Source organism: Kibdelosporangium phytohabitans, assembly GCF_001302585.1.
Lineage (GTDB): Bacteria > Actinomycetota > Actinomycetes > Mycobacteriales > Pseudonocardiaceae > Kibdelosporangium > Kibdelosporangium phytohabitans.
Genome location: NZ_CP012752.1, coordinates 2,122,471 through 2,141,092, shown reverse-complemented (window position 1 = coordinate 2,141,092; position 18,622 = coordinate 2,122,471). Strand labels below are relative to the sequence as shown.

The following is an 18,622-nucleotide window of genomic DNA, read 5'->3' as shown; positions in this document are numbered from 1 at the left end:
CCCTACGAGATACGCCTCAGACGGTGTACGTGTCCCCGAGCTCGACCAGCCGGGCGTCACCCTGGTAGGCCTGCCGCGCCTCCGCCAGCACGGCCTCCCTGTCGGTCCACGGTGGCACGTGCGTGATCAGCAGGCGCCGCACGCCCGCGCGGCTGGCCAGCTCACCGGCTTCCCGGCCCGACAGGTGCAGGTTCGGCGGGCGCCCCGGCTCGTGCGTCCATGACGCCTCGGCCAGCAGCACGTCGGCGCCGTCGGCGAGCTCGTCCAGCGCGTCGCACGGACCGCTGTCGCCGGTGTAGACCAGGCTTCGGCCGCCGTGCGTGATGCGGAATCCGAAGGCCTCGCAGGGGTGGTCCACTGGGCGCGCCATCACCTCGAACGGGCCGATCTGGACGGTGTCCGCGGCGAGCGTGCGGAACTCGAAGACGTCCGACAAGTCCGTGCCTGCCAGCTCGGCGCGGTCCGGGGCGTAGGCGCGGGCGAGCCTGTCCGGGGCCTCACCGGGTGCGAACACGGGCAGCCGCTGCAACCTCGGGTCCCTGGACGGCTTGGGGTGGTAGCGCCGGAAGACCGTCAGTGCGGTGAAGTCCGCGCAGTGGTCGGGGTGTAAGTGCGACAACAGCAACGCGCCGAGCAGGAACGGATCGCAATAGCACTGCAGCTCGGCAAGCGTGCCGTTGCCGAGGTCCATCGCCATCAGGAAATCGTCGGCCTCGATCAGATATCCCGAGGCAGGCGAGTTCGGGCCGGGGACGCTTCCCGAACAGCCCAGCACGGTCAGCAACACGGTGCACAGCGTTACATACCGCGAGCCAACAACGGGTCAATTTCGCGCCATCGGCCTAACCGCGGCCACTTCCAGCCCAAGGAAGCGGCGGGCCAGCCGGTGGAACGGGGCGACTGGCCCGGTGGCCAGGAATTCATGCACCGGGTCGTTGCCGGTGGGTTCACGCAACTGGTCGCGCTCGGTGAGCACGCGCACCACGTCTTTCGCGGTCTCCTCGGCACTGGACACCTGGGTGACGCCATCGCCCATGACGATCTGCAGCACACCGGTCAGCAACGGATAGTGGGTGCACCCGAGGACCATCGTGTCCACATCCGCGCGTTGCAGCGGCTCCAGGTAGCTCTGTGCCAGGCCGAGGACCTGCCTGCCGGAGGTCACTCCGCGTTCGACGAATTCGGCGAACCTCGGGCAAGGCACCGCCGTTACGGTGATGTCCTTGGCCGCGGCGAACGCGTCCTGGTACGCGCCCGACCGGATCGTGCCGTCGGTGCCGATCACGCCGATCCTGCCGGTCCTGGTCGTGGCGACCGCACGGCGGACGGCGGGCAGGACGACCTCGACAACGGGGATCGAGTACCGCTCCCTGGCGTCCCGCAGGCACGCCGACGACGCGGTGTTGCACGCGATCACCATGAGCTTCACGCCGCTGTCGGCGAGTTCGTCCATGATCGCCAGCGAGTGCGCGCGTACTTCCGCGATCGGTTTCGGACCGTACGGGGTGAATTCCGTGTCGCCGATGTAGCGCAGCTCCTCCGCGGGCAACTGGTCACGGATCGCGCGGGCGACCGTCAGCCCGCCGACACCGGAGTCGAAGATCCCGATCGGGGCGTCAGGGGAGGTCAAGCCGGCAGCTCCGGGATGGCCGTGCCCGCGGGCTCAGCCTTGCCCTTGCCGCGGTTGGCGCGCGTGGTGAGCCATGCGGTCAGCACACCGGCAAGCGCCCCGAAGAGATGGCCCTGCCAGGAGATCTGCGGGTTGCCGGGAAGCACGCCCAGCAGGGTACTTCCCCAGTACAGGAACAGCACGAACGCCACCGCGAGCTGTTTGGGGCTGCGGCTGAAGATCCCGCGGACCAGCAGGAACGCCAGCCAGCCGAACGCGATGCCGGACGCGCCGACCGTGATCACGTCCGAGGGCGCGGTCAGCCACACGCCGAGTCCGCTGACCAGCCAGATCGTCACGGTCACGGCGACCCACTGGCCCAGTCCGCCGGCCATGGCCAGGAATCCGAACAGCAGCACCGGGAGGGTGTTGCTGAACAGGTGAGTCCAGCCGTCGTGCAGCAGCGGTGCCCAGATCACGCCGTCAAGGCCGGACCAGGAGCGGGCGACGATCCCCCACCGGTCCAGGCTGACCGGCAGGATCAGGTCCACGAGTTCGACGAGGTACATCAACGCGGTGAAGCCGAGGACCACCAAAGCCGCCTGTTTCGGGTTGGGCGGCACGACCCGGTTCACCGGGCCTGGAGCGGCGGGCACAGCAGGCAAAGTGGTCACAGTTCGAGGCTACGTCTCCACGCGCGACCCGGGGATCAGGTGAAACCCTGGCTTTTCACCCCGGGAGGACGGGCCGCCGGGTGGCCTGTTTGAGCGACCGGCCGACCAGCCACGCCGCCACGACACCGCCGACAGCACCGCACAGGTGCCCTTCCCATGACACGCCGGTCTGGTTGGGCAGCACACCCCACAGCACCGACCCGTACACGCCGAACACGACGACCGCGATCAGGATCTGCGGGAGGCTGCGTACGAACAACCCGCGGACCAGCACGAACGTCAGGAAACCGAACACGACGCCGGACGCGCCGAGGTGCACACCCGGCTGTCCGATCAGGAACGTGCCCACTCCGCTGAACAGCCAGATGATCGCGGTGACACCGAGGAACTGGCCCGTTCCGCCGGCCGTCGTCAACAGGCCGAGCACCAGGAACGGCACCGCGTTGGCGGTCACGTGGTCCCAGCCGGCGTGCAGCAGCGGGGCCCAGAGGATGCCGTCCCATTCGTCGATCTCACGCGGCCAGATGCCGTGCAGGTCCAGGGTGTGGCCCAGTGCGGTGTCCACCGCCTCGATCGCGAACAGCAGCGCGACGAAGCCCGAGACCAGGAGGAGCGCCTGCAGCGGGTTCGGCGGGATGATCCGCTTGGCCATCGGGATGGGCTGCCTGGGTGGTTTCGCTGGCTCGTCCTGGTAGGGGAATCCAGAGGGCTGCACAAGATGACAGTATCTCGGGTTGTGACTGATCGTTTCGAGATCGCGGTGCGCGCGGAGGCCACGCTCGGTGAGGGGCCCACCTGGGACGCCATGACCTCGACCCTGCTGTGGGTCGACATCCTCGCGCCGGAGATCCACCGCTGGAACCCGTCGACGGGTGCGGACGAGACGACCACCGCGCCGCAGGACGTCGGCGCGGCGAAGCCGCGGGTGGGCGGTGGGCTCGTTCTCAACCTCCGTGACGGCATCGCGATCGTCGATTCCGCAGGTCAACACCGGTGGCTCGTTTATTGGGCCAAGGACGGGGTGCGCGGGAACGACGCGGCGGTCGACGCAGCCGGGCGGCTGTGGGCGGGCACCATGCGGTACGACGAAGCGGACGGCGGCGGCTGGCTGGCCCGGGTCGAGCCGGACGGCAAGGCGACCGTGGTGCTCGACAAAGTGACCATCAGCAACGGCGTCGCCTGGAGTCCCGACAGCACACTGATGTACTACGCCGACACGCCAACTGGCGTGGTCGACGTGCTCGACTACGACGTGGCCAGCGGCACGGTCTCAGGGCGGCGTCAGTTCGTGGACGTCGACGGGTCACCGGACGGGATGTGCGTGGACGCCGACGGCTGCTTGTGGGTCGCGTTGTGGGGCGCCGGCCAGGTGCGCCGCTACACGCCCGACGGCAACTTCGACCGGGCGATCACCGTGCCCGCGAGCAACACGACGGCGTGCTGTTTCGGCGGCGACCGACTGACGGATCTCTACATCACGACGGCGCGGGCCGGGTTGTCCGACGCGGACCTCGCGCGTGAGCCGCTGTCCGGCTCCGTGTTCGTCGTCCCGGACGCCGGAGCAGGCCTGCCATCCACTGTTTTCGCGGGTTGACAGGCCTGGCTCGGCAACCGCGCCATCAGGCCCAGAGGTGGCCGTCGAGACGTTCGGCGGCCTCGTCCAGCGAGCCGCTGTAGGCGCCGGTCGACAGGTACTTCCAGCCGCCGTCAGCGACGATGAACACGACGTCGGCCTCCTCGCCCGCCTTCGCGGCCTTCTCGGCCACGGCGAGCGCGGCGTGCAGGATCGCGCCCGTGGATATACCGGCGAAGATGCCTTCGGTCTCCAACAACTGCCGGGTTCGCCGTAGCGCGTCATACGAGCCGACGGAGTAACGGCCGGTGAGCACGGACGGGTCGTACAACTCGGGCACGAAGCCCTCGTCGAGGTTGCGCAGACCGTAGACCAGCTCGCCGTATCGAGGCTCAGCGGCGACGATCTGCACCCCTGGTTTGTGCTCACGCAGGAAGCGCCCGACACCGACCAGGGTTCCTGTGGTGCCCAGTCCGGCCACGAAATGCGTGATCGACGGCAGGTCACGCAGGATCTCCGGGCCGGTGCCCTCGTAGTGGGCGCGGACGTTGTCCTCGTTGCCGTACTGGTAGAGCATCACCCAGTCGGTGTTCTGCTTGGCCAGTTCCTTCGCCGTGGCCACCGCCTGGTTCGAGCCACCGGCCGCCGGTGAGAACACGATCCTCGCGCCGTATGCCTGCAACAGCTGACGGCGTTCCTCGGAGGTGTTCTCCGGCATCACGCAGACCAGGCCGTAGCCCTTGAGCTTGGCCGCCATGGCCAGCGCGATGCCGGTGTTGCCGGAGGTCGGCTCGAGGATGGTGCACCCAGGTGTGAGGCGGCCGCTTTTCTCGGCCGCCTCGATCATCTTCAGAGCCGGGCGGTCCTTGACCGACCCGGTCGGGTTGCGGTCCTCCAGCTTGGCCCACAGCCTGACGCCGTTGCCCGGCGACAACCGCGGCAGTCCGACCAACGGGGTGTCGCCGAGCGCGTCGAGCAGCGAGTCGTACCTGGCCATCCGGCTCAGCCGCCGGCGACCGCGGGCAGGATCGTCACGGTGTCGCCGTCGGAGACCTTCGCCTCGAGACCGCCGGAGAACCGCACGTCCTCGTCGTTGACGTAGACGTTGACGAACCGGTGCAGGGTGCCTTCCTTGACCAGGCGCGTCTTCAGGCCGCCGTGGCGGGCCTCCAGGTCGTCGATGATCTCGGCGACGGTGTTCCCGCTCGCCTCGACGGCCTTCTCGCCCCCGGTGTGGGTGCGCAGGATGGTCGGGATGGAAACGGTCACAGCCATGGAAATCCTCCGGCTTCGGGTGTTGACGTGGCGCGATGTGGGGAGTCAGCCGCGGTCGGGGACGTCGTCCGCCCCGGTGTGCGTGAACAGGTAGGACTCGACGACTTCCACCGGCTCCTCGGTGACCTCGCCGTCCACGATCCGGTACGACCGCAGCTCGATGTCCTCCGGGTGCCGCGTGGAGACCAGGACGTAGTGCGCGCCGGGCTCGCCCGCCAGTGCGATGTCGGTGCGCGACGGGTACGCCTCGGTCGCGGTGTGGGAGTGGTAGATGACCACCGGCACTTCGTCGTTGCTGTCCATCTCGCGGTACAGCCGCAACTGCTCGGTGGAGTCGAACTCGTAGAACGTGGGCGACCGGGCGGCGTTGGTCATCGGCACGAACCGTTCGGCCCGGTCGGTCCCCTCTGGCCCGGCGATCACGCCACACGCCTCGTCCGGGTGGTCACGCCTGGCGTGGGCCACCATCTCGTCCACGAGGTCACGGCGGATCTGCAACACAGTCCCATCCTAAGGGCTGGGTGGGCCGTTCCCACTCGGTGAGAAACGCCACCGGTTCACCGGGAATGCCCCCGGCCTGCACGGCAACGCTTTACAGCTCCGCTTCACAGCGTGGCTTTGCAGCGGGCCTTCACAAGGTCCACTTTGCGTTGAGCAGACCTTCACAGCGTGCTTGTGAAGCCCAGCTTCACAGTGCTCCGGCCCCATGGGCCTTCTCCGGCCAGAGGTCAAGATACGCAGGCAGCTCGCCGTTGGCCTGGGCGGCGAGCAGGCCGTGGACCATGGCGCGGGAGAACGTGTCCGCGGCCGCCGTGCAGAGCCGGTCCAGCCCAAGCGCGCGCAATGGCTGTTTCGCGTAGCCATCGTCCTCGGCCAGGGCATTCGCCCCCGTCGCCAGCGCGAAGATGGTGTCACCGTCGAACATGGAGTGGGCCGGATGCACCGCGCGGGCCAGGCCGTCGTGGGCGGCAACGGCCAGGCGCCTGGTCTCCGCCTTGACGAGTTTCGCGTCGACGGCGATCACGCCGATGGTGGTGTTGAGCAGCCTGCGCGGGATGTCAGGCAGGGTGGCCGCCCGGTTGGGCCATGGGCCACCGAACTCTCCGGTCACCCCGAAACCCGCGGCGTACGGAACACCGGTCAGCTCGTCCACGGCCTCGCCCACGGCATTGACCACCGCGAGCGCGCCCACGGTGAAACCGTCGACCACTGTGCTCGCCGTGCCGACACCGCCTTTGAGCGAGCCGACGCGCGCACCCGTCCCTGCGCCGACGCTGCCCTGTACGACCGGGCCATCCGACGCGGCCTCGCACGCCGCACTGCCGAACTTCGCATCCGGCCGATTGCCCCACGCGTTGACCGGCAGGTCGAACAGCACCGCCGACGGCACGATCGGCACAACCTCATGCGGACGCGTTCCGACCGGCAACCCCAGGTTGCGCTCGGCCAGCCACTGCATCACGCCGTCCGCGGCGGCCAGCCCATAGGCGCTGCCACCCGACAGACAGACGGCGTTGACGTACTGCACGAGGTTCTCCGGCAGGAGCGTGTCCGTCTCTCTGGTGCCAGGCGCCCCGCCGCGTGCGTCCACCGCGCCGACGGTCCGCGGCGGCGTGAGGATGACGGTTGTGCCCGTCGCCCAGCCGTCGCCGACTTGGTGGTGGTGGCCGACCTGGAGGCCCTCAACATCGGTGATCGCGTTGAGCGGTCCCGGGGTCGTGCTCTTCGACGCTGGGCCGTTCGGCACCGTCATGAGCTCATCGCGTGGATGAGTTCCTCCTGCATCACCGTGAGCCAGTGGTACACCGGCAGGTGACCGGCCCGCGGGTCGTCGTCCGGCAGTTCGTCGGGCATGTCGTCGTCGACGTCCAGTGCGGTGCCGAGCGCGAGACGCACGTCGTTGAGCGCCGACAGCCAGGCGTCCGCCTGCTCGAGGGTCAGCCGCACCGGGCCACCCTCCGGCGGGCAGGTCTCCAGCAGGACCCCGGCCACCCCGGTCTTCATGTCCAGCAGCGTCGGCTCGTGCAGTGAGCGCAGCGCCGCCGCGGAGTCCATGTCCTCCTTGGCCGGCTGGTCCGCGTCGAGCCGGTGGAAGTCCGGCAGCAGCCTCGACAGGATCGGGTCGTCCGGCGCGGTCGACGGGCCGGTCTTGATCCCGGTCAGCTCGGACAGCTCGTCCTGCGGCGCCTCGTCCGCCCTGGCCTTCAGCATGTCGTTGATCTGGCCGACCAGGCCGCGCAGCACAGCGGCTTCCTGGCGCTCCAGCTCCGTCACGACCTTCTCGCCGTCCCGGCTCCACGGCTTCAAGAGTTACGCTCCATGGTCGCCCACAGTCCGGCGGCGTGCAGGCGGGCCACGTCGGCCTCGACCTTGTCCTTGTCGCCGGAGGACACCACCGCTTTGCCCTTGTGGTGTACGTCGAGCATCAACTTGGTGGCCTTGTCCCTGGTGTACCCGAACAGTTTCTGGAACACGTAGGTCACGTACGACATGAGGTTGACGGGGTCGTTCCAGACGATCGTCTGCCACGGCTTGTCCTCGGCGCCCAGGTCCGCACCGTGTGTCTTCCCCAGCTCGACTGGCGTGGTCATACCCCAATGGTGGCATGCGCCCGCCACACTGTTGTGTCCAGTTCAGCGGTTTTGCCGCCGCCGGGTGATCGCCGCCCGCGAGGGCGCCATAGGCTCTCAGTTCATGAACGGACCCGGCGCGACCACTGCGCTGCTCACCGACCACTACGAGCTGACCATGCTGGCTGGTGCCCTCGCCGATGGCACAGCACAGCGGCCATGTGTTTTCGAGGTGTTCGCCCGCAGGTTGCCCGACGGCCGCCGGTACGGGCTGGTCGGCGGCACACAGCGGGTACTGGACACGATCGCCCGGTTCGAGTTCGGCGACGACGAGCTGAGCAGGCTGAGCGAGTCGGAAGTGGTCGACAAGCAGACCCTGGACTGGCTGGCTTCTTACAGATTTTCTGGTGATGTCGATGGATACCCTGAAGGTGAGCTTTACTTCCCCGGGTCGCCCATCCTGACCGTCCGCGGCACCTTCGCGCAGGCGGTCGTGCTGGAAACGGTCATCCTGTCCATCCTCAACCACGACAGCGCGATCCTCTCCGCGGCGGCCAGGATGGTCAGCGCGGCCAACGGACGGCCGATCATCGAGATGGGATCGCGGCGCACCCACGAGTACGCCGCCGTGGACAGCGCGCGAGCCGCGTACATCGCCGGGTTCGCGACCACGTCCAACCTCGAAGCGGGCCGCACCTACGGGATCCCGACCGCGGGGACGTGCGCGCACGCCTTCACACTGCTGCACGACGACGAGCGCTCCGCCTTCCAGGCCCAGGTGGACGCGCTGGGCGTCAGCACGACGCTGCTGGTCGACACGTACGACATCACCAACGGCATCAACACCGCGATCGAGGTGGCCGGGCCGGACCTCGGCGCCGTCCGGATCGACTCCGGCGACGTGGGCGTCCTGGCGCGCCATGCCCGTGAGCAGCTCGATTCGCTCGGCGCGAAGGACACCCGGATCGTCGTGTCCGGCGACCTCGACGAGTACGCGATCGCCGCGCTGCGGGCCGAACCGGTCGACGCGTACGGCGTGGGCACCTCGCTCGTCACCGGGTCCGGCGCGCCGACCGCCGGGATGGTCTACAAGCTGGTCGAGGTGGACGGCCGCCCGGTGGCCAAACGCAGCTCCCACAAGGAGTCGCGGGGCGGGCGGAAAGGCGCGATGCGCCGCCACAAGCCGACAGGCACGGCACTGGAAGAGGTCGTGTACCAGCCGGACAAGCAGTGGCCGCAGATGAGCGACAACGACCGCGACCTGCAGGTGCCGTTCCTGCGTGGTGGACAGCCGGTGGCCGACCCGCCCACCCTGGAACAGTGCCGCAAGCGTGTGAAGCGGGGCCTGGTCAGCCTTCCGTGGGAAGGCCTGAAGCTGTCACACGGCGAACCGGCCATCCCGACTGTCTTCATCGACTAGAGGAGCCACCGTGGCGAACGCGTTGATCGTCGTCGACGTTCAGAACGACTTCTGTGAAGGTGGCTCCCTGGCTGTGCAGGGCGGCGCCGCCGTGGCCGCGGCGATCAGCGAGCACATCGGCCGCACGCCGTACGACATCGTGGTGGCCACCCGGGACTACCACATCGACCCGGGCCCGCATTTCAGCGACAACCCGGACTTTGTCGACTCGTGGCCGGTGCACTGCGTCGCCGGTACGGCGGGTGCGTCGTTCCATCCGGAGCTGGATGTCACCGCGATCCAGGCGGTGTTCTCCAAGGGCGCTTACGCGGCGGCGTATTCGGGGTTCGAGGGCGCGGCGGCGGACGGCAGCACATTGGCGGATTGGCTGAAGACGCGGTCGGTGACGGACGTGGATGTGGTCGGGATCGCGACCGATCACTGTGTGCGTGCCACCGCTCTCGACGCGACGCGGGCGGGCTTGTCGACACGCGTTCTGCTTGAACTGACTGCCGGCGTGGCTCAGCCGACGGTCGATTCCGCGCTGGTGCAGTTGCGGGACGCGGGCGCTGACCTGGTCGGCTCGCCCCGAGTCGGCTAGCGCCTCGAGTTGTCCACAGGCGGCGGTTATCCACAGGCTGACCGCCGCCGGGCTTCCCGGCACACCCTTTCGCCTCGTAGCCTGAAATCAGGGGTCCCCCTTGCGGGCGGGGTGGGGTGTGAGAAGGGCTGGGAGCGGTTCCAGACAAGTGGAGCGTGCGGAGGTCCTAGACGAGTGGGGGGCAGTAGACGCCGCCGACGACTATCTCGCCGGTGACCGGGCCGCCGCCGTTGGGCGCGAAGATCACGTGCATCAGGTTGAGGGTGATGCTGCCGTCGGGCGGTGACGGGACGACGATCTCGTTGAGGACCACCTTGGCCAGCGGTGGGTCCTCCTTGCTGCGGCCGGGGATGAGCACCGTGTAGTTCGGCGTCAGTTCCGTCGGCGCGTCCATCCCGCTCAGCTCGGAGAACTGCATCCGGGCGCCGCTTCCGTTCAGCGTTGTCGCGCAGGTCGCCAGGTAGTTGCCGAGCTTGATCTGCGGGCCGCCGTGTTCCAGCAGGGCGTTCAGTTCGAACCGCTGACCGGTGGCCTCGACCGTGATCCGCCCGTTGGCCGGGTCGGCCGTGCACTTCGTCGCGCCTTCGCCGAATTCGGCCACTCCGCGCAGCCTGACCGGTTTGCTGGTGTTCTGGATGGTTCCGCCTGAGGTCAGGCACTGCGCGAGCGGCGCCTGCACGAATCTCTTCTTGCCTTCGACGACGACGTCGGCCGATCCGGCAGACGCGGTGCCGCTGCCGGTGGCCGCAGTCGCGGGTGTCGCGTTCACCACGAGCACGGCAGCCGCCAGCACAAGGGCAATCTGCCTGTACATCAGCTCATGATCACCGCCTTCACGACTTCCCACGACCCGGCGGGCGGCCAACCACCCGTTCCGGTGAGTCCCATGTGGACTGTGACTGGCGTCAGCGGTGGCTGGGATGTTGGGATCGCCACAGCCGGAAGCCGATCACTGCCGACTAGCCTGCCTTCAGGAGTTCGATTCAGGAGGTAGTCGTGTCAGTTGTGCCTGTTCGGGTGCGTCCGGCGGTCCTCGCGGACCTGGTGCCGGGTGCGTTCGTGCGAGACGCCGCCCTGGTCGTCGGCGGCGCTGCGTTGACCGGCCTCGCCGCTCAGGTGGTGCTCCCTGTGCCTGGCAGCCCGGTGCCGATCACCGGGCAGACGTTCGGCGCGTTGCTGGTCGGCGCCGCGCTGGGGTGGCGCCGTGGTGCCTTGTCGATGCTGTTGTACCTGCTCGCCGGAATGGCCGGGGTGCCGTGGTTCCAGGACGGCAAGTCCGGCTGGCTGGGTGTGACCGGCGGCTATCTCGTCGGTTTCGCTGCCGCCGCGGTTCTGGTCGGTGCGTTGGCGGCGCGCGGTGGCGACCGCACGGTGTTGCGCACCATCGCCACGATGGCGCTAGGCAACGTCGTGATCTACGCGATCGGTGTGTCCTGGCTGATGGCCGCGACCGGTTTCGACCTGGGGACGGCGCTCCAGCGCGGCCTCCTGCCCTTCCTGATCGGGGACGGGATCAAGATCCTGCTCGCGGCCGGTCTGCTGCCCGGCGCGTGGGCGCTGGCGCGCAAGCGGTCCTGACCGGCTCAGCAGCACACCGACGATGATCAACGCCGCGCCGGCGATGGTGTTCGGGCCGACTGGTTCGGCCAGGAACACCGCGCCGAGCGCGGTGGAGAACAACGGCGTTATGTAGGTGACCGTGGACGCGACCGTCGACCCGGCGGCGCGGATCACTGTGAAGTTCAGCTGATAAGCCAATCCCGTGCCCAGGGCCCCGAGCACCAGCAACGCGGCCGTGGCGCCGTAGCCCGGCCACGTCGGCGCGCCCTCGACCACGGGCGTGACCAGTGCGAGCTGCAGGACCCCGCACGTGACCTGGACGGTGGCGAGGACCAGCGAGGACTCCGGTCGCCCGGACATGAAGCGCCGGGAGTACGCGAACGCGGCGCCGTAGCAGGTCGTCGCGCCCAGGCAGGCCAGCGTGCCGACCAGCGGCCCGGTGTCCACGCCGTTCCAGATCCCGAGGACGACGAGCACGCCGACGAACCCGATGGCCATTCCGACGAGCCGCCGGGCGGTCGGGCGCTCGTCCGGCAGCAGGAACAGCACGAACACCAGCGTCGCCAGCGGCACGGTCGCGTTCCACACGCCCGCCAGGACCGAGCTGATCTTCGTCTCGCCGAACGCGAACAGCGGGAACGGCACGCTGTTCAGCAGAAGCGCCACCACGGCGCCGTGGCCCCACACGGCCGGGTCGCGAGGCAGCCGTTGACGCGTGACGAGCACCATCAGCCAGAGCGCGGCGGCGCCGAAAACGCACCGCCACAATCCCACCCACATCGGGCCGACGCCCGCGTTCACCGCGATCTTGATCAGGAAGAACGTCGATCCCCAGATCATCGACAGCACCAGGAACGCGACGATCCACCGACGGTCGCGCTCGGTGGCGCCCGTAGCGCGCCACCTTTGTTGACCTGCGCGTATCTGCAGCTTGTTCATCACGCTCCACCTTGGCCGGATCCACCGGGTGGTGTCCGGCGGTCTTCGGACATGAGGTTCGCCGACTAGGGCAGGATGAGTCCAACAAGTAGTTTCCCCCAGTCCATGAGAGTTGCTCATGACCGTGAACCTGGCTCAGTTGCGGGCCCTGCTCGCCGTGGTGGACGAGGGTGGTTTCAGTGCCGCCGCCCCGGCGCTCGGAATCAGCCAGTCCGCGGTGTCGCACGCGATCGCGGCGCTCGAACGAACGGTCGGCAGCCCGGTGCTGCACCGGACGAAACAACCGCAGCTGACGACGTTCGGCAACCGCCTGGTCGAACACGCGCGCGCCGCCGTGGGCGCGGCGGCGGCGATCAACGACCTGGTGGCCGAAAACGCGAACCAGCCGACCGGGACGATCCGGCTCGCCGCGCCCGCCACCGTCTGCCAGGGCCTGCTGCCTGCGTTGCTGGCCCAGTGGCGGGGCGATCTGCCGGGCGTCAAGATCCGGTTGTTCGAGGGCGAGGACCACGAGATCGTGGAGTGGCTCGCTGAGAAGACCACCGACGCCGCCGTGCTGGTGGACCCCGACGGCCACGACGGTGTGCAGATCGGCGCGGACGAGTTCCAGGCGCTCCTGCCCCGCGACCACCCGCTGGCGGGTGAGGACGAGATCGACATCCCGGATCTGGACGACGACCCGTTCCTGCTGTCCGACGGCGGCTGCGAACGCCATGTCCGCGAGCTCTACCGGCGCACGGCGAGCCGGCTGCGGCCGACCCACCGGGTCAGGGAAGGCGCCACCCTGATCGCGATGGTGCAGGCCGGGATCGGTGTCTCGATCGTGCCCGGGTTGATGGCTTCCATGATCGACCGGCGGGCGGTGCTCGTTCCTTTGAAGCAGAAGCTGAAAAGGCGCCTGGTTTTGACCGGCCCCGCTTCAGGGTCGTGGCATCCGGCCGTAACCGCTCTGGTCGGCGCGACGCGGTCAAGGGTCTGAAACCGATGTCGGTGCCTGCCGGTAGGTTGCTTGCCGTGCCCCGAACCGCCGACACCCTTCCCTCGCTGCGTGAACTGCTGACCACCGCCGTCGAAGCGGTCGGTGGGTCCGAGCGGCCCGGCCAAGTGACCATGGCCGAGGCGGTGCACAAGTCGATCAGGACCGGCGAGCACCTGGCTGTCCAGGCAGGCACGGGAACCGGCAAGTCCTTGGCGTACCTGGTCCCCGCGGTGCGCCACGCGATCGAGTCGGGCCGGACCGTGGTGGTCTCCACGGCGACCATCGCGTTGCAGCGCCAGCTGGTCGACCGCGATCTGCCGCGACTGGCCAAGGCGTTGAAGCAGGCGATCGGGCGTGAGCCGACGTTCGCCATCCTCAAGGGCCGCCGCAACTACCTCTGCCTGCACCGGTTGGACACCGGCGCACCGGAGGAGCCAGACGACGGCGCCCTGTTCGACCCGTTCGCGGTGTCGGCGCTCGGCAGGCACGTGAAGCGGCTCTTCGAATGGTCCTCCGACACCGAGACCGGGGACCGCGACGAACTCGTGCCCGGCGTGACCGACCAGGCCTGGCGGCAGGTGTCCGTGTCGGCGAAGGAATGCCTGGGCAAGGACAAGTGCCCGTTCGGCACGGACTGCTTCGCCGAGAGGGCCAGGGCCGAGGCAGGCCAGGCCGACCTCGTGGTCACCAACCACGCGTTGCTCGCGATCGACGCGCTGCAGGGCTACCAGGTCCTGCCCGAACACGACGTGGTGATCATCGACGAGGCGCACGAACTGGTCGACCGGGTCACGTCAGTCGCCACGGCGGAGCTGACGGCGGGCATGATCGGCGCGGCGGTCAAACGGTGCGGCCGCCAGATCGCCGAGGACATCGTCGACCGGCTGGAAGAAGCCAGCGAGGGCATCAAGGAGATCTTCGACGACCTGCCGCAGGGCAGGCTGGACGATTTGCCGCGCCCACTCGAAGGCGTGCTGCGGGTGACGCGTGACGCCGCGCACGCCTGCATCACGGCGCTGGGCCCGGACCGGTCGTCACAGGACCTCGAGTCGACGACGGCGCGTCGTCAGGCCGTCGCGTTGCTCGAAGAAATCCACGACACGGCCGTGCGGGTCTTGGAGGCGTTCGACACCGATGACGCCAAGCGCCGGGACGTCGTGTGGCTCAGTTCGGACATGGTCGGCGGCAACCTGCGCCCGCCGGCGCTGCGAGTCGCGCCGTTGGGTGTGGCCGGTTTGCTGCGGGAACGGCTGTTCGGCGAGTGCACCACGGTTCTGACGTCGGCCACGCTGACGCTCGGCGGCTCGTTCGACGCGCTGGCGCGTCAGTGGGGCCTGCCGGTGGAGCAGCGGCCCTCGCAGAAAGCCGAGGGCACGGCCACCGATGTCGCGCCGCCCGCCGACAACGACATCCCGAGCTGGTCCGGCATCGACGTCGGCTCGCCGTTCACCCATGAGAAAAGCGGGATCCTGTACGTGGCGCGGCACCTGCCGCCGCCGGGCCGCGACGGCCTGCAACCGGCGTTCTTCGACGAACTCGAAGGCCTGGTGAACGCCGCGGGCGGACGGACCTTGGGGTTGTTCTCGTCGATGCGCGCGGCCAGGCAGGCCGCGGACGAGCTCAGAGAACGGGTGGACTTCCCGATCCTGTGCCAGGGCGAGGACTCCACGTCGCTGCTGGTCAGCAAGTTCGCCGACGACGAGGCGACCTGCCTGTTCGGGACGTTGTCGCTGTGGCAGGGCGTGGACGTGCCGGGATCGTCGCTGCAGCTGGTGGTCGTCGACCGGATCCCGTTCCCCCGGCCGGACGACCCGTTGGCGTCCGCCCGTCAGCGCGCGGTGGAGGCGCGCGGCGGCAACGGGTTCCTCACGGTCGCCGCGACCCACGCGGCGCTGCTGCTGGCGCAGGGAGCGGGCCGTCTGCTGCGCTCGAACGACGACAAAGGCGTGGTCGCGATCCTCGACTCGCGGTTGGCGACCGCGCGGTACGGCGGTTTCCTGCGTGCGTCGCTGCCCCCGTTCTGGACAACCTACGACCAGTCAGTTGTACGAGGTGCATTGGCGCGGCTCAATAGTTGAACCACCTTCCCAATGTCGTCCGTAACACCCTACGGAGGCATCGGAAGGCGAGGAGACAGCCGTATGGGGTCGCATCGGGTTGCTGAGCCACGCCCGTTCAACCGCAAGATCCTTTTAGGACTCGTGATCGGCGTGACGTTGTCGGCGGGGATCACCGTGATCGCCACCGCCAACCAGTCACCGGTGGCGCACGAAACCGTGGAGGTCGGCTCGTCGACTCCCCTTGATTCCGCCGCACGTGAGGACGTGCGGCTCACACCCGGCGAGGCGTCTACGCGGGGCCGTGAGGAGGCGGATCTCGGCAAGACCGTCGACGCACTGCGCCGCAAGGTGGGCAGTGCGTACGCGGGCGCTTGGTACGACAGCGCGAAACGCAAGCTGATGGTCGGGATCATCGACCGCTTGTACATCGGCGATGTGCGCGCGGCGGGCGCTGAACCTCGGATGATGAAGAACAACCTGGCCGGCCTGTACGGCCAGAAGACGCGGCTCGACCGGCTCGCCGCGTCGGCCCCGCCCACCGTCTCAGCCTGGTACGTCGACCCGGCCACCAACAGCGTGGTGATCGAGGCCAGGAAAGAACCTGCTGCCGAGGCGTTCGTCGACAAGGCCAAGGGCAGTGGTGAGCTGGTCCGTATCGAGTGGACCGACCGCGGTCCGCGCGTGCTCGCCGACGTGGTCGGCGGTCGCGGGTACACCATCGGTGATTCCCGCTGCTCGATCGGGTTCGCCGCGACCGGGCCCGCCGGGACCAAGCACTTCGTCACCGCTGGGCACTGCACCGCGGCGGGTGGCCTGGTCCTCAGCGACGGCCTCGAACTCGGTCGTGTCAACGCGGGCACGTTCGACACCGACGGGGATTTCGGTCTGGTCGACGTGACCGACCCCGCCGCGCAGGCGACCCCGTCGGTCGACACGCGTGATGGTGGCCCGATCACCGTCACCGGGACCGAGCCCGCGCCGATCGGCGCGTCGGTGTGCCGGTCGGGTGTGGCGTCCGGCTTCAGGTGCGGGGAGATCACCGGAATCGACGAGACCGTGAACTACGGCGACGGCAAGATCGTGCGTGGCCTCACGCGGACATCGGTGTGCGCGGAGCCCGGCGATTCCGGTGGCCCGTTCGTCAGCGGCACGCAGGCTCAAGGTGTGACGTCCGGTGGGATCGGTGACTGCGCGAGCAACGGCAGCACGTTCTTCCAGCCGATCGTCGAGGCCGCCACCAAGCTCGGCGTCAGCGTCGTGACCGGCTGACGAACCAGGGTTCCCGCGATCGAAGGATCGGCGGTTGGAGGGCCGCCGGGGCGGTGTCAGTGCAGGTCAAAGGCGGTGGCGCGTCAGGCGCGCCACTGGGCCAGGACGGTGACCGTGCCTGGGGTGACCTCGGTGAACCCGGCGTCGCGCACCGCGATGACCCGGCGGTTCTGCCAGGCGCCTGCTGGGTCGTCGCCGGGGTGGAGCGCGGCCCACTGGTCACGAGTCGGCATGCGGACCGCGCAGCGGAATCCGATGCCGGCCCACGTCTTGATGTCGGGTTCGTCGAGCAACGCCGCGAGCAGCATGCTGGCATGGCCCACCTGCGCGGCCGCCTTGCCGGCCGTGAGCGGAACTGCCGGGTTCAGCCACAGCACCGGCACACCGTCGGCGACTGCGCCGGGCTCGTCGGCCGGTAGGTCGCTGCCGGAGATCTGCAGCCGGCTGATCTCCTTCGGTGTTTCGACGACCAAGCCTGGCACCAGCGCACGAGCTGAGGCGCCGTCCACCTCGACGGTCACACCGGGAAACCCCTGCGCGGCCTGCCAGTGGGCGCCGCGGGCGCGGCGGGAAACCTTGCGGATGTGTCCGGCGACCCAGGCGCTGACCGGCTCGTGCCACTCCCCTTCCGGCTCCGCGCGCGGGTCGAGGCAGACCGCGACCGCCGCGGCGGCGGCTGCTTCCAGCAGCGGTGTACGGGCTGGGGCCGGGTCGCGTTCGATCCGGAGGATCACGGGCATCGCCCTGACCAGTTCCGGTTCCGTCTCGACCTGATTGGTCTGGTCAGCTGGGAGCGCCAGCCACGACGCGTAGCGGGCGGCCAGTGGAGCGAGAACGGTGCCGGCCGGAGTGGTCACGGCCGGTCGCCATCGATTCCGTCGGCCGCGTCGGCTGCTTCGACCTCGGCGCGGGTCACGCCGAGCACGAACAGCACCACGTCGAGGTAAGGGTGGGACAGCGCCGTGTCGGCGACCTCCCGCAGCGCGGGCTTGGCGTTGAACGCGATACCCAACCCGGCCGCGGACAGCATGTCGATGTCGTTGGCGCCGTCGCCCACCGCCACGCATTGGGCCAGCGACACCTGTGACGTGTCGGCGAAGCGACGCAGTGCGGTGGCTTTTCCGGGCCGGTCGATGACCTCGCCGACCACGCGGCCGGTCAGTTTGCCGTCGACGACCTCGAGGTCGTTGGCCGCGCAGAAGTCCAGGCCCAGATCGTCGACCAGGCGCTGGATGACCCTGGTGAACCCGCCGGACACGACACCGCACCGGAACCCGAGCCGCTTGAGGGTGCGGACCGTGGTGCGGGCGCCGGGCGTCAGCTCCAGCGACTCGGCCACCTCTTCCAGCACGGATTCGGGCAGGCCCTTCAGGACGGCCACCCGCCGGTTGAGCGACTCGGTGAAGTCGATCTCCCCCGCCATCGCCGCGTCGGTGATGCTTTTCACCTGCTCTTCACAGCCGGCTTTCGCGGCCAGCATCTCGATCACTTCGCCCTGGATCAGCGTCGAATCCACGTCGAACACGATCAGCCGCTTGGCCCGCCGGGTCAGCCCTTCCCGCTCCACCGCGACGTCGAGGCCCACCCGGGAGGCCACCTCGACGAGCGCGTTGCGCAGCAGGCTGTCGGCTTCCGGGGTGTCGTCGGCGACGGAAACGTGCAGCTCGAGACCTGTCACGGGGTAGTCGGCCACGCGGCGGATCGCGTCGATGTTCACGCCGAGCGCCGCCATCCGCCTGGCCACCTCGGTGAACGCCCGCGCGGTCACCGGCCTGCCCAGCACGATCACGGCGTGCGTCGAGCCGACCCTGGCCGGGGTGAGCGTGTCGGCACCGACCTCGACGGTGACACTCATCGTCACCGTCGCCATCGCCTGCTCGACGAGCTCCTGCAGCCCTTCGGGGTCGTGATCCGTGCCGACCAGCACACCCAGCACGAGCTGGCCGCGGATCACGACCTGCTCGACATCGAGGACGTCCACGCCGTGCCGCGTGAGCACCGCGAACAAAACCGAGGAGACACCCGGCTTGTCCGGGCCGCTCACCGTGATCAGAACAGGCGTGCTCGATGGACCGGGCAAGGAGTGTCTCCTCGGCTGAAACGGGGCTGTGCCT

The 18,622-nt window shown here is 69.1% G+C and carries 20 protein-coding genes and 1 pseudogene; 7 read left to right on the top strand and 14 right to left on the bottom strand.

Annotation, left to right across the window (positions count from 1 at the left end):
• Positions 1 to 16 precede the first annotated feature (16 nt).
• The 4 genes from AOZ06_RS09795 to AOZ06_RS09780 are packed head-to-tail and all read right to left on the bottom strand — an operon-like array spanning position 17 to position 2,998.
• A complete protein-coding gene (locus AOZ06_RS09795; RefSeq protein ID WP_054289147.1) occupies positions 17 to 787 on the bottom strand; it encodes an MBL fold metallo-hydrolase in 771 nt (256 codons plus the stop codon).
• A gap of 36 nt (positions 788 to 823) precedes the next feature.
• Positions 824 to 1,630, bottom strand: coding sequence for a glutamate racemase (gene murI, locus AOZ06_RS09790; protein WP_054289146.1), 807 nt, complete (start codon positions 1,628 to 1,630; stop codon positions 824 to 826).
• Positions 1,627 to 2,283, bottom strand: a complete 657-nt coding sequence (locus tag AOZ06_RS09785) for a rhomboid family intramembrane serine protease (protein ID WP_054289145.1) — start codon at positions 2,281 to 2,283, stop codon at positions 1,627 to 1,629. The genes murI and AOZ06_RS09785 overlap by 4 nt, the downstream gene beginning before the upstream one ends.
• Before the next feature lie 55 nt (positions 2,284 to 2,338).
• Entirely contained in the window at positions 2,339 to 2,998 is a 660-nt protein-coding gene (locus AOZ06_RS09780; RefSeq protein ID WP_335338375.1) for a rhomboid family intramembrane serine protease, read from the bottom strand.
• 21 nt (positions 2,999 to 3,019) lie between these two features.
• On the opposite strand from AOZ06_RS09780, the gene AOZ06_RS09775 reads away from it, so the two are divergent.
• Positions 3,020 to 3,877 carry an SMP-30/gluconolactonase/LRE family protein gene (locus tag AOZ06_RS09775; RefSeq protein ID WP_236952159.1) on the top strand — a complete coding sequence of 286 codons (858 nt, stop codon included), beginning with the start codon at positions 3,020 to 3,022 and terminating at the stop codon, positions 3,875 to 3,877.
• Positions 3,878 to 3,902: 25 nt separating this feature from the next.
• Here AOZ06_RS09775 and AOZ06_RS09770 read toward each other — a convergent pair whose 3' ends face one another.
• The 6 genes from AOZ06_RS09770 to clpS form a co-directional block, all read right to left on the bottom strand.
• Positions 3,903 to 4,853, bottom strand: coding sequence for a PLP-dependent cysteine synthase family protein (locus AOZ06_RS09770; RefSeq protein WP_054289142.1), 951 nt, complete (start codon positions 4,851 to 4,853; stop codon positions 3,903 to 3,905).
• A gap of 5 nt (positions 4,854 to 4,858) precedes the next feature.
• Positions 4,859 to 5,131, bottom strand: coding sequence for a MoaD/ThiS family protein (locus AOZ06_RS09765; protein ID WP_054289141.1), 273 nt, complete (start codon positions 5,129 to 5,131; stop codon positions 4,859 to 4,861).
• 45 nt (positions 5,132 to 5,176) lie between these two features.
• The gene (locus tag AOZ06_RS09760) at positions 5,177 to 5,632 is read right to left on the bottom strand and encodes a M67 family metallopeptidase (protein ID WP_054289140.1); all 456 of its coding nucleotides are present in this window, start codon (positions 5,630 to 5,632) and stop codon (positions 5,177 to 5,179) included.
• 187 nt (positions 5,633 to 5,819) lie between these two features.
• Positions 5,820 to 6,884 (bottom strand): P1 family peptidase, encoded by a 1,065-nt coding sequence (locus tag AOZ06_RS09755; protein WP_054289139.1) that lies wholly within the window; start codon positions 6,882 to 6,884, stop codon positions 5,820 to 5,822.
• Entirely contained in the window at positions 6,881 to 7,438 is a 558-nt protein-coding gene (locus AOZ06_RS09750; RefSeq protein ID WP_054289138.1) for a DUF2017 domain-containing protein, read from the bottom strand. Before AOZ06_RS09750 ends, AOZ06_RS09755 begins: the two co-directional genes overlap by 4 nt.
• Positions 7,435 to 7,722 carry an ATP-dependent Clp protease adapter ClpS gene (gene clpS, locus AOZ06_RS09745; protein ID WP_054289137.1) on the bottom strand — a complete coding sequence of 96 codons (288 nt, stop codon included), beginning with the start codon at positions 7,720 to 7,722 and terminating at the stop codon, positions 7,435 to 7,437. Before clpS ends, AOZ06_RS09750 begins: the two co-directional genes overlap by 4 nt.
• A 103-nt stretch (positions 7,723 to 7,825) precedes the next feature.
• Here clpS and AOZ06_RS09740 point away from each other — a divergent pair, with 103 nt between their 5' ends.
• Together AOZ06_RS09740 and AOZ06_RS09735 are read left to right on the top strand one after the other, a co-directional pair.
• Entirely contained in the window at positions 7,826 to 9,121 is a 1,296-nt protein-coding gene (locus AOZ06_RS09740; protein ID WP_054289136.1) for a nicotinate phosphoribosyltransferase, read from the top strand.
• 10 nt (positions 9,122 to 9,131) lie between these two features.
• Positions 9,132 to 9,701 carry an isochorismatase family protein gene (locus AOZ06_RS09735; RefSeq protein ID WP_054289135.1) on the top strand — a complete coding sequence of 190 codons (570 nt, stop codon included), beginning with the start codon at positions 9,132 to 9,134 and terminating at the stop codon, positions 9,699 to 9,701.
• A gap of 166 nt (positions 9,702 to 9,867) precedes the next feature.
• Here AOZ06_RS09735 and AOZ06_RS09730 read toward each other — a convergent pair whose 3' ends face one another.
• Complete coding sequence (locus tag AOZ06_RS09730) at positions 9,868 to 10,515, bottom strand: choice-of-anchor P family protein (RefSeq protein ID WP_054289134.1); 648 nt, start codon at positions 10,513 to 10,515, stop codon at positions 9,868 to 9,870.
• 182 nt (positions 10,516 to 10,697) lie between these two features.
• Here AOZ06_RS09730 and AOZ06_RS53675 point away from each other — a divergent pair, with 182 nt between their 5' ends.
• Positions 10,698 to 11,279 carry a biotin transporter BioY gene (locus AOZ06_RS53675; protein ID WP_083471599.1) on the top strand — a complete coding sequence of 194 codons (582 nt, stop codon included), beginning with the start codon at positions 10,698 to 10,700 and terminating at the stop codon, positions 11,277 to 11,279.
• A gap of 15 nt (positions 11,280 to 11,294) precedes the next feature.
• Here the strand turns inward: AOZ06_RS53675 and AOZ06_RS09725 are convergent.
• Positions 11,295 to 12,200, bottom strand: a pseudogene (locus AOZ06_RS09725) (DMT family transporter); the annotation flags it as partial.
• 118 nt (positions 12,201 to 12,318) lie between these two features.
• Here AOZ06_RS09725 and AOZ06_RS09720 point away from each other — a divergent pair.
• The 3 genes from AOZ06_RS09720 (at position 12,319) to AOZ06_RS09710 (ending at position 16,508) form a co-directional block, all read left to right on the top strand.
• Positions 12,319 to 13,179: a LysR family transcriptional regulator gene (locus tag AOZ06_RS09720; protein WP_054289133.1), complete on the top strand. Its 861-nt coding sequence runs from the start codon at positions 12,319 to 12,321 to the stop codon at positions 13,177 to 13,179.
• Between the two features lie 5 nt (positions 13,180 to 13,184).
• Positions 13,185 to 15,257: an ATP-dependent DNA helicase gene (locus AOZ06_RS09715; protein ID WP_054289132.1), complete on the top strand. Its 2,073-nt coding sequence runs from the start codon at positions 13,185 to 13,187 to the stop codon at positions 15,255 to 15,257.
• Between the two features lie 123 nt (positions 15,258 to 15,380).
• Positions 15,381 to 16,508 (top strand): S1 family peptidase, encoded by a 1,128-nt coding sequence (locus AOZ06_RS09710; protein ID WP_054289131.1) that lies wholly within the window; start codon positions 15,381 to 15,383, stop codon positions 16,506 to 16,508.
• 83 nt (positions 16,509 to 16,591) lie between these two features.
• Here the strand turns inward: AOZ06_RS09710 and AOZ06_RS09705 are convergent, their stop codons facing one another.
• Together AOZ06_RS09705 and serB are read right to left on the bottom strand one after the other, a co-directional pair.
• Positions 16,592 to 17,365, bottom strand: coding sequence for a peptidyl-tRNA hydrolase (locus AOZ06_RS09705; protein ID WP_054289130.1), 774 nt, complete (start codon positions 17,363 to 17,365; stop codon positions 16,592 to 16,594).
• Positions 17,362 to 18,588 carry a phosphoserine phosphatase SerB gene (gene serB, locus AOZ06_RS09700; protein ID WP_054289129.1) on the bottom strand — a complete coding sequence of 409 codons (1,227 nt, stop codon included), beginning with the start codon at positions 18,586 to 18,588 and terminating at the stop codon, positions 17,362 to 17,364. Before serB ends, AOZ06_RS09705 begins: the two co-directional genes overlap by 4 nt.
• Between the last annotated feature and the right edge of the window lie 34 nt (positions 18,589 to 18,622).

Excerpts from the sequence above, each read along its gene's own strand:
- AOZ06_RS09720 (WP_054289133.1), top strand. The coding sequence starts at position 12,319 with ATGACCGTGAACCTGGCTCAGTTGCGGGCCCTGCTCGCCGTGGTGGAC.
- AOZ06_RS09715 (WP_054289132.1), top strand. The coding sequence starts at position 13,185 with ATGTCGGTGCCTGCCGGTAGGTTGCTTGCCGTGCCCCGAACCGCCGAC.
- AOZ06_RS09770 (WP_054289142.1), bottom strand. The coding sequence starts at position 4,853 with ATGGCCAGGTACGACTCGCTGCTCGACGCGCTCGGCGACACCCCGTTG.
- AOZ06_RS09740 (WP_054289136.1), top strand. The coding sequence starts at position 7,826 with ATGAACGGACCCGGCGCGACCACTGCGCTGCTCACCGACCACTACGAG.
- AOZ06_RS09765 (WP_054289141.1), bottom strand. The coding sequence starts at position 5,131 with ATGGCTGTGACCGTTTCCATCCCGACCATCCTGCGCACCCACACCGGG.
- clpS (WP_054289137.1), bottom strand. The coding sequence starts at position 7,722 with ATGACCACGCCAGTCGAGCTGGGGAAGACACACGGTGCGGACCTGGGC.
- AOZ06_RS09755 (WP_054289139.1), bottom strand. The coding sequence starts at position 6,884 with ATGACGGTGCCGAACGGCCCAGCGTCGAAGAGCACGACCCCGGGACCG.
- AOZ06_RS09730 (WP_054289134.1), bottom strand. The coding sequence starts at position 10,515 with ATGTACAGGCAGATTGCCCTTGTGCTGGCGGCTGCCGTGCTCGTGGTG.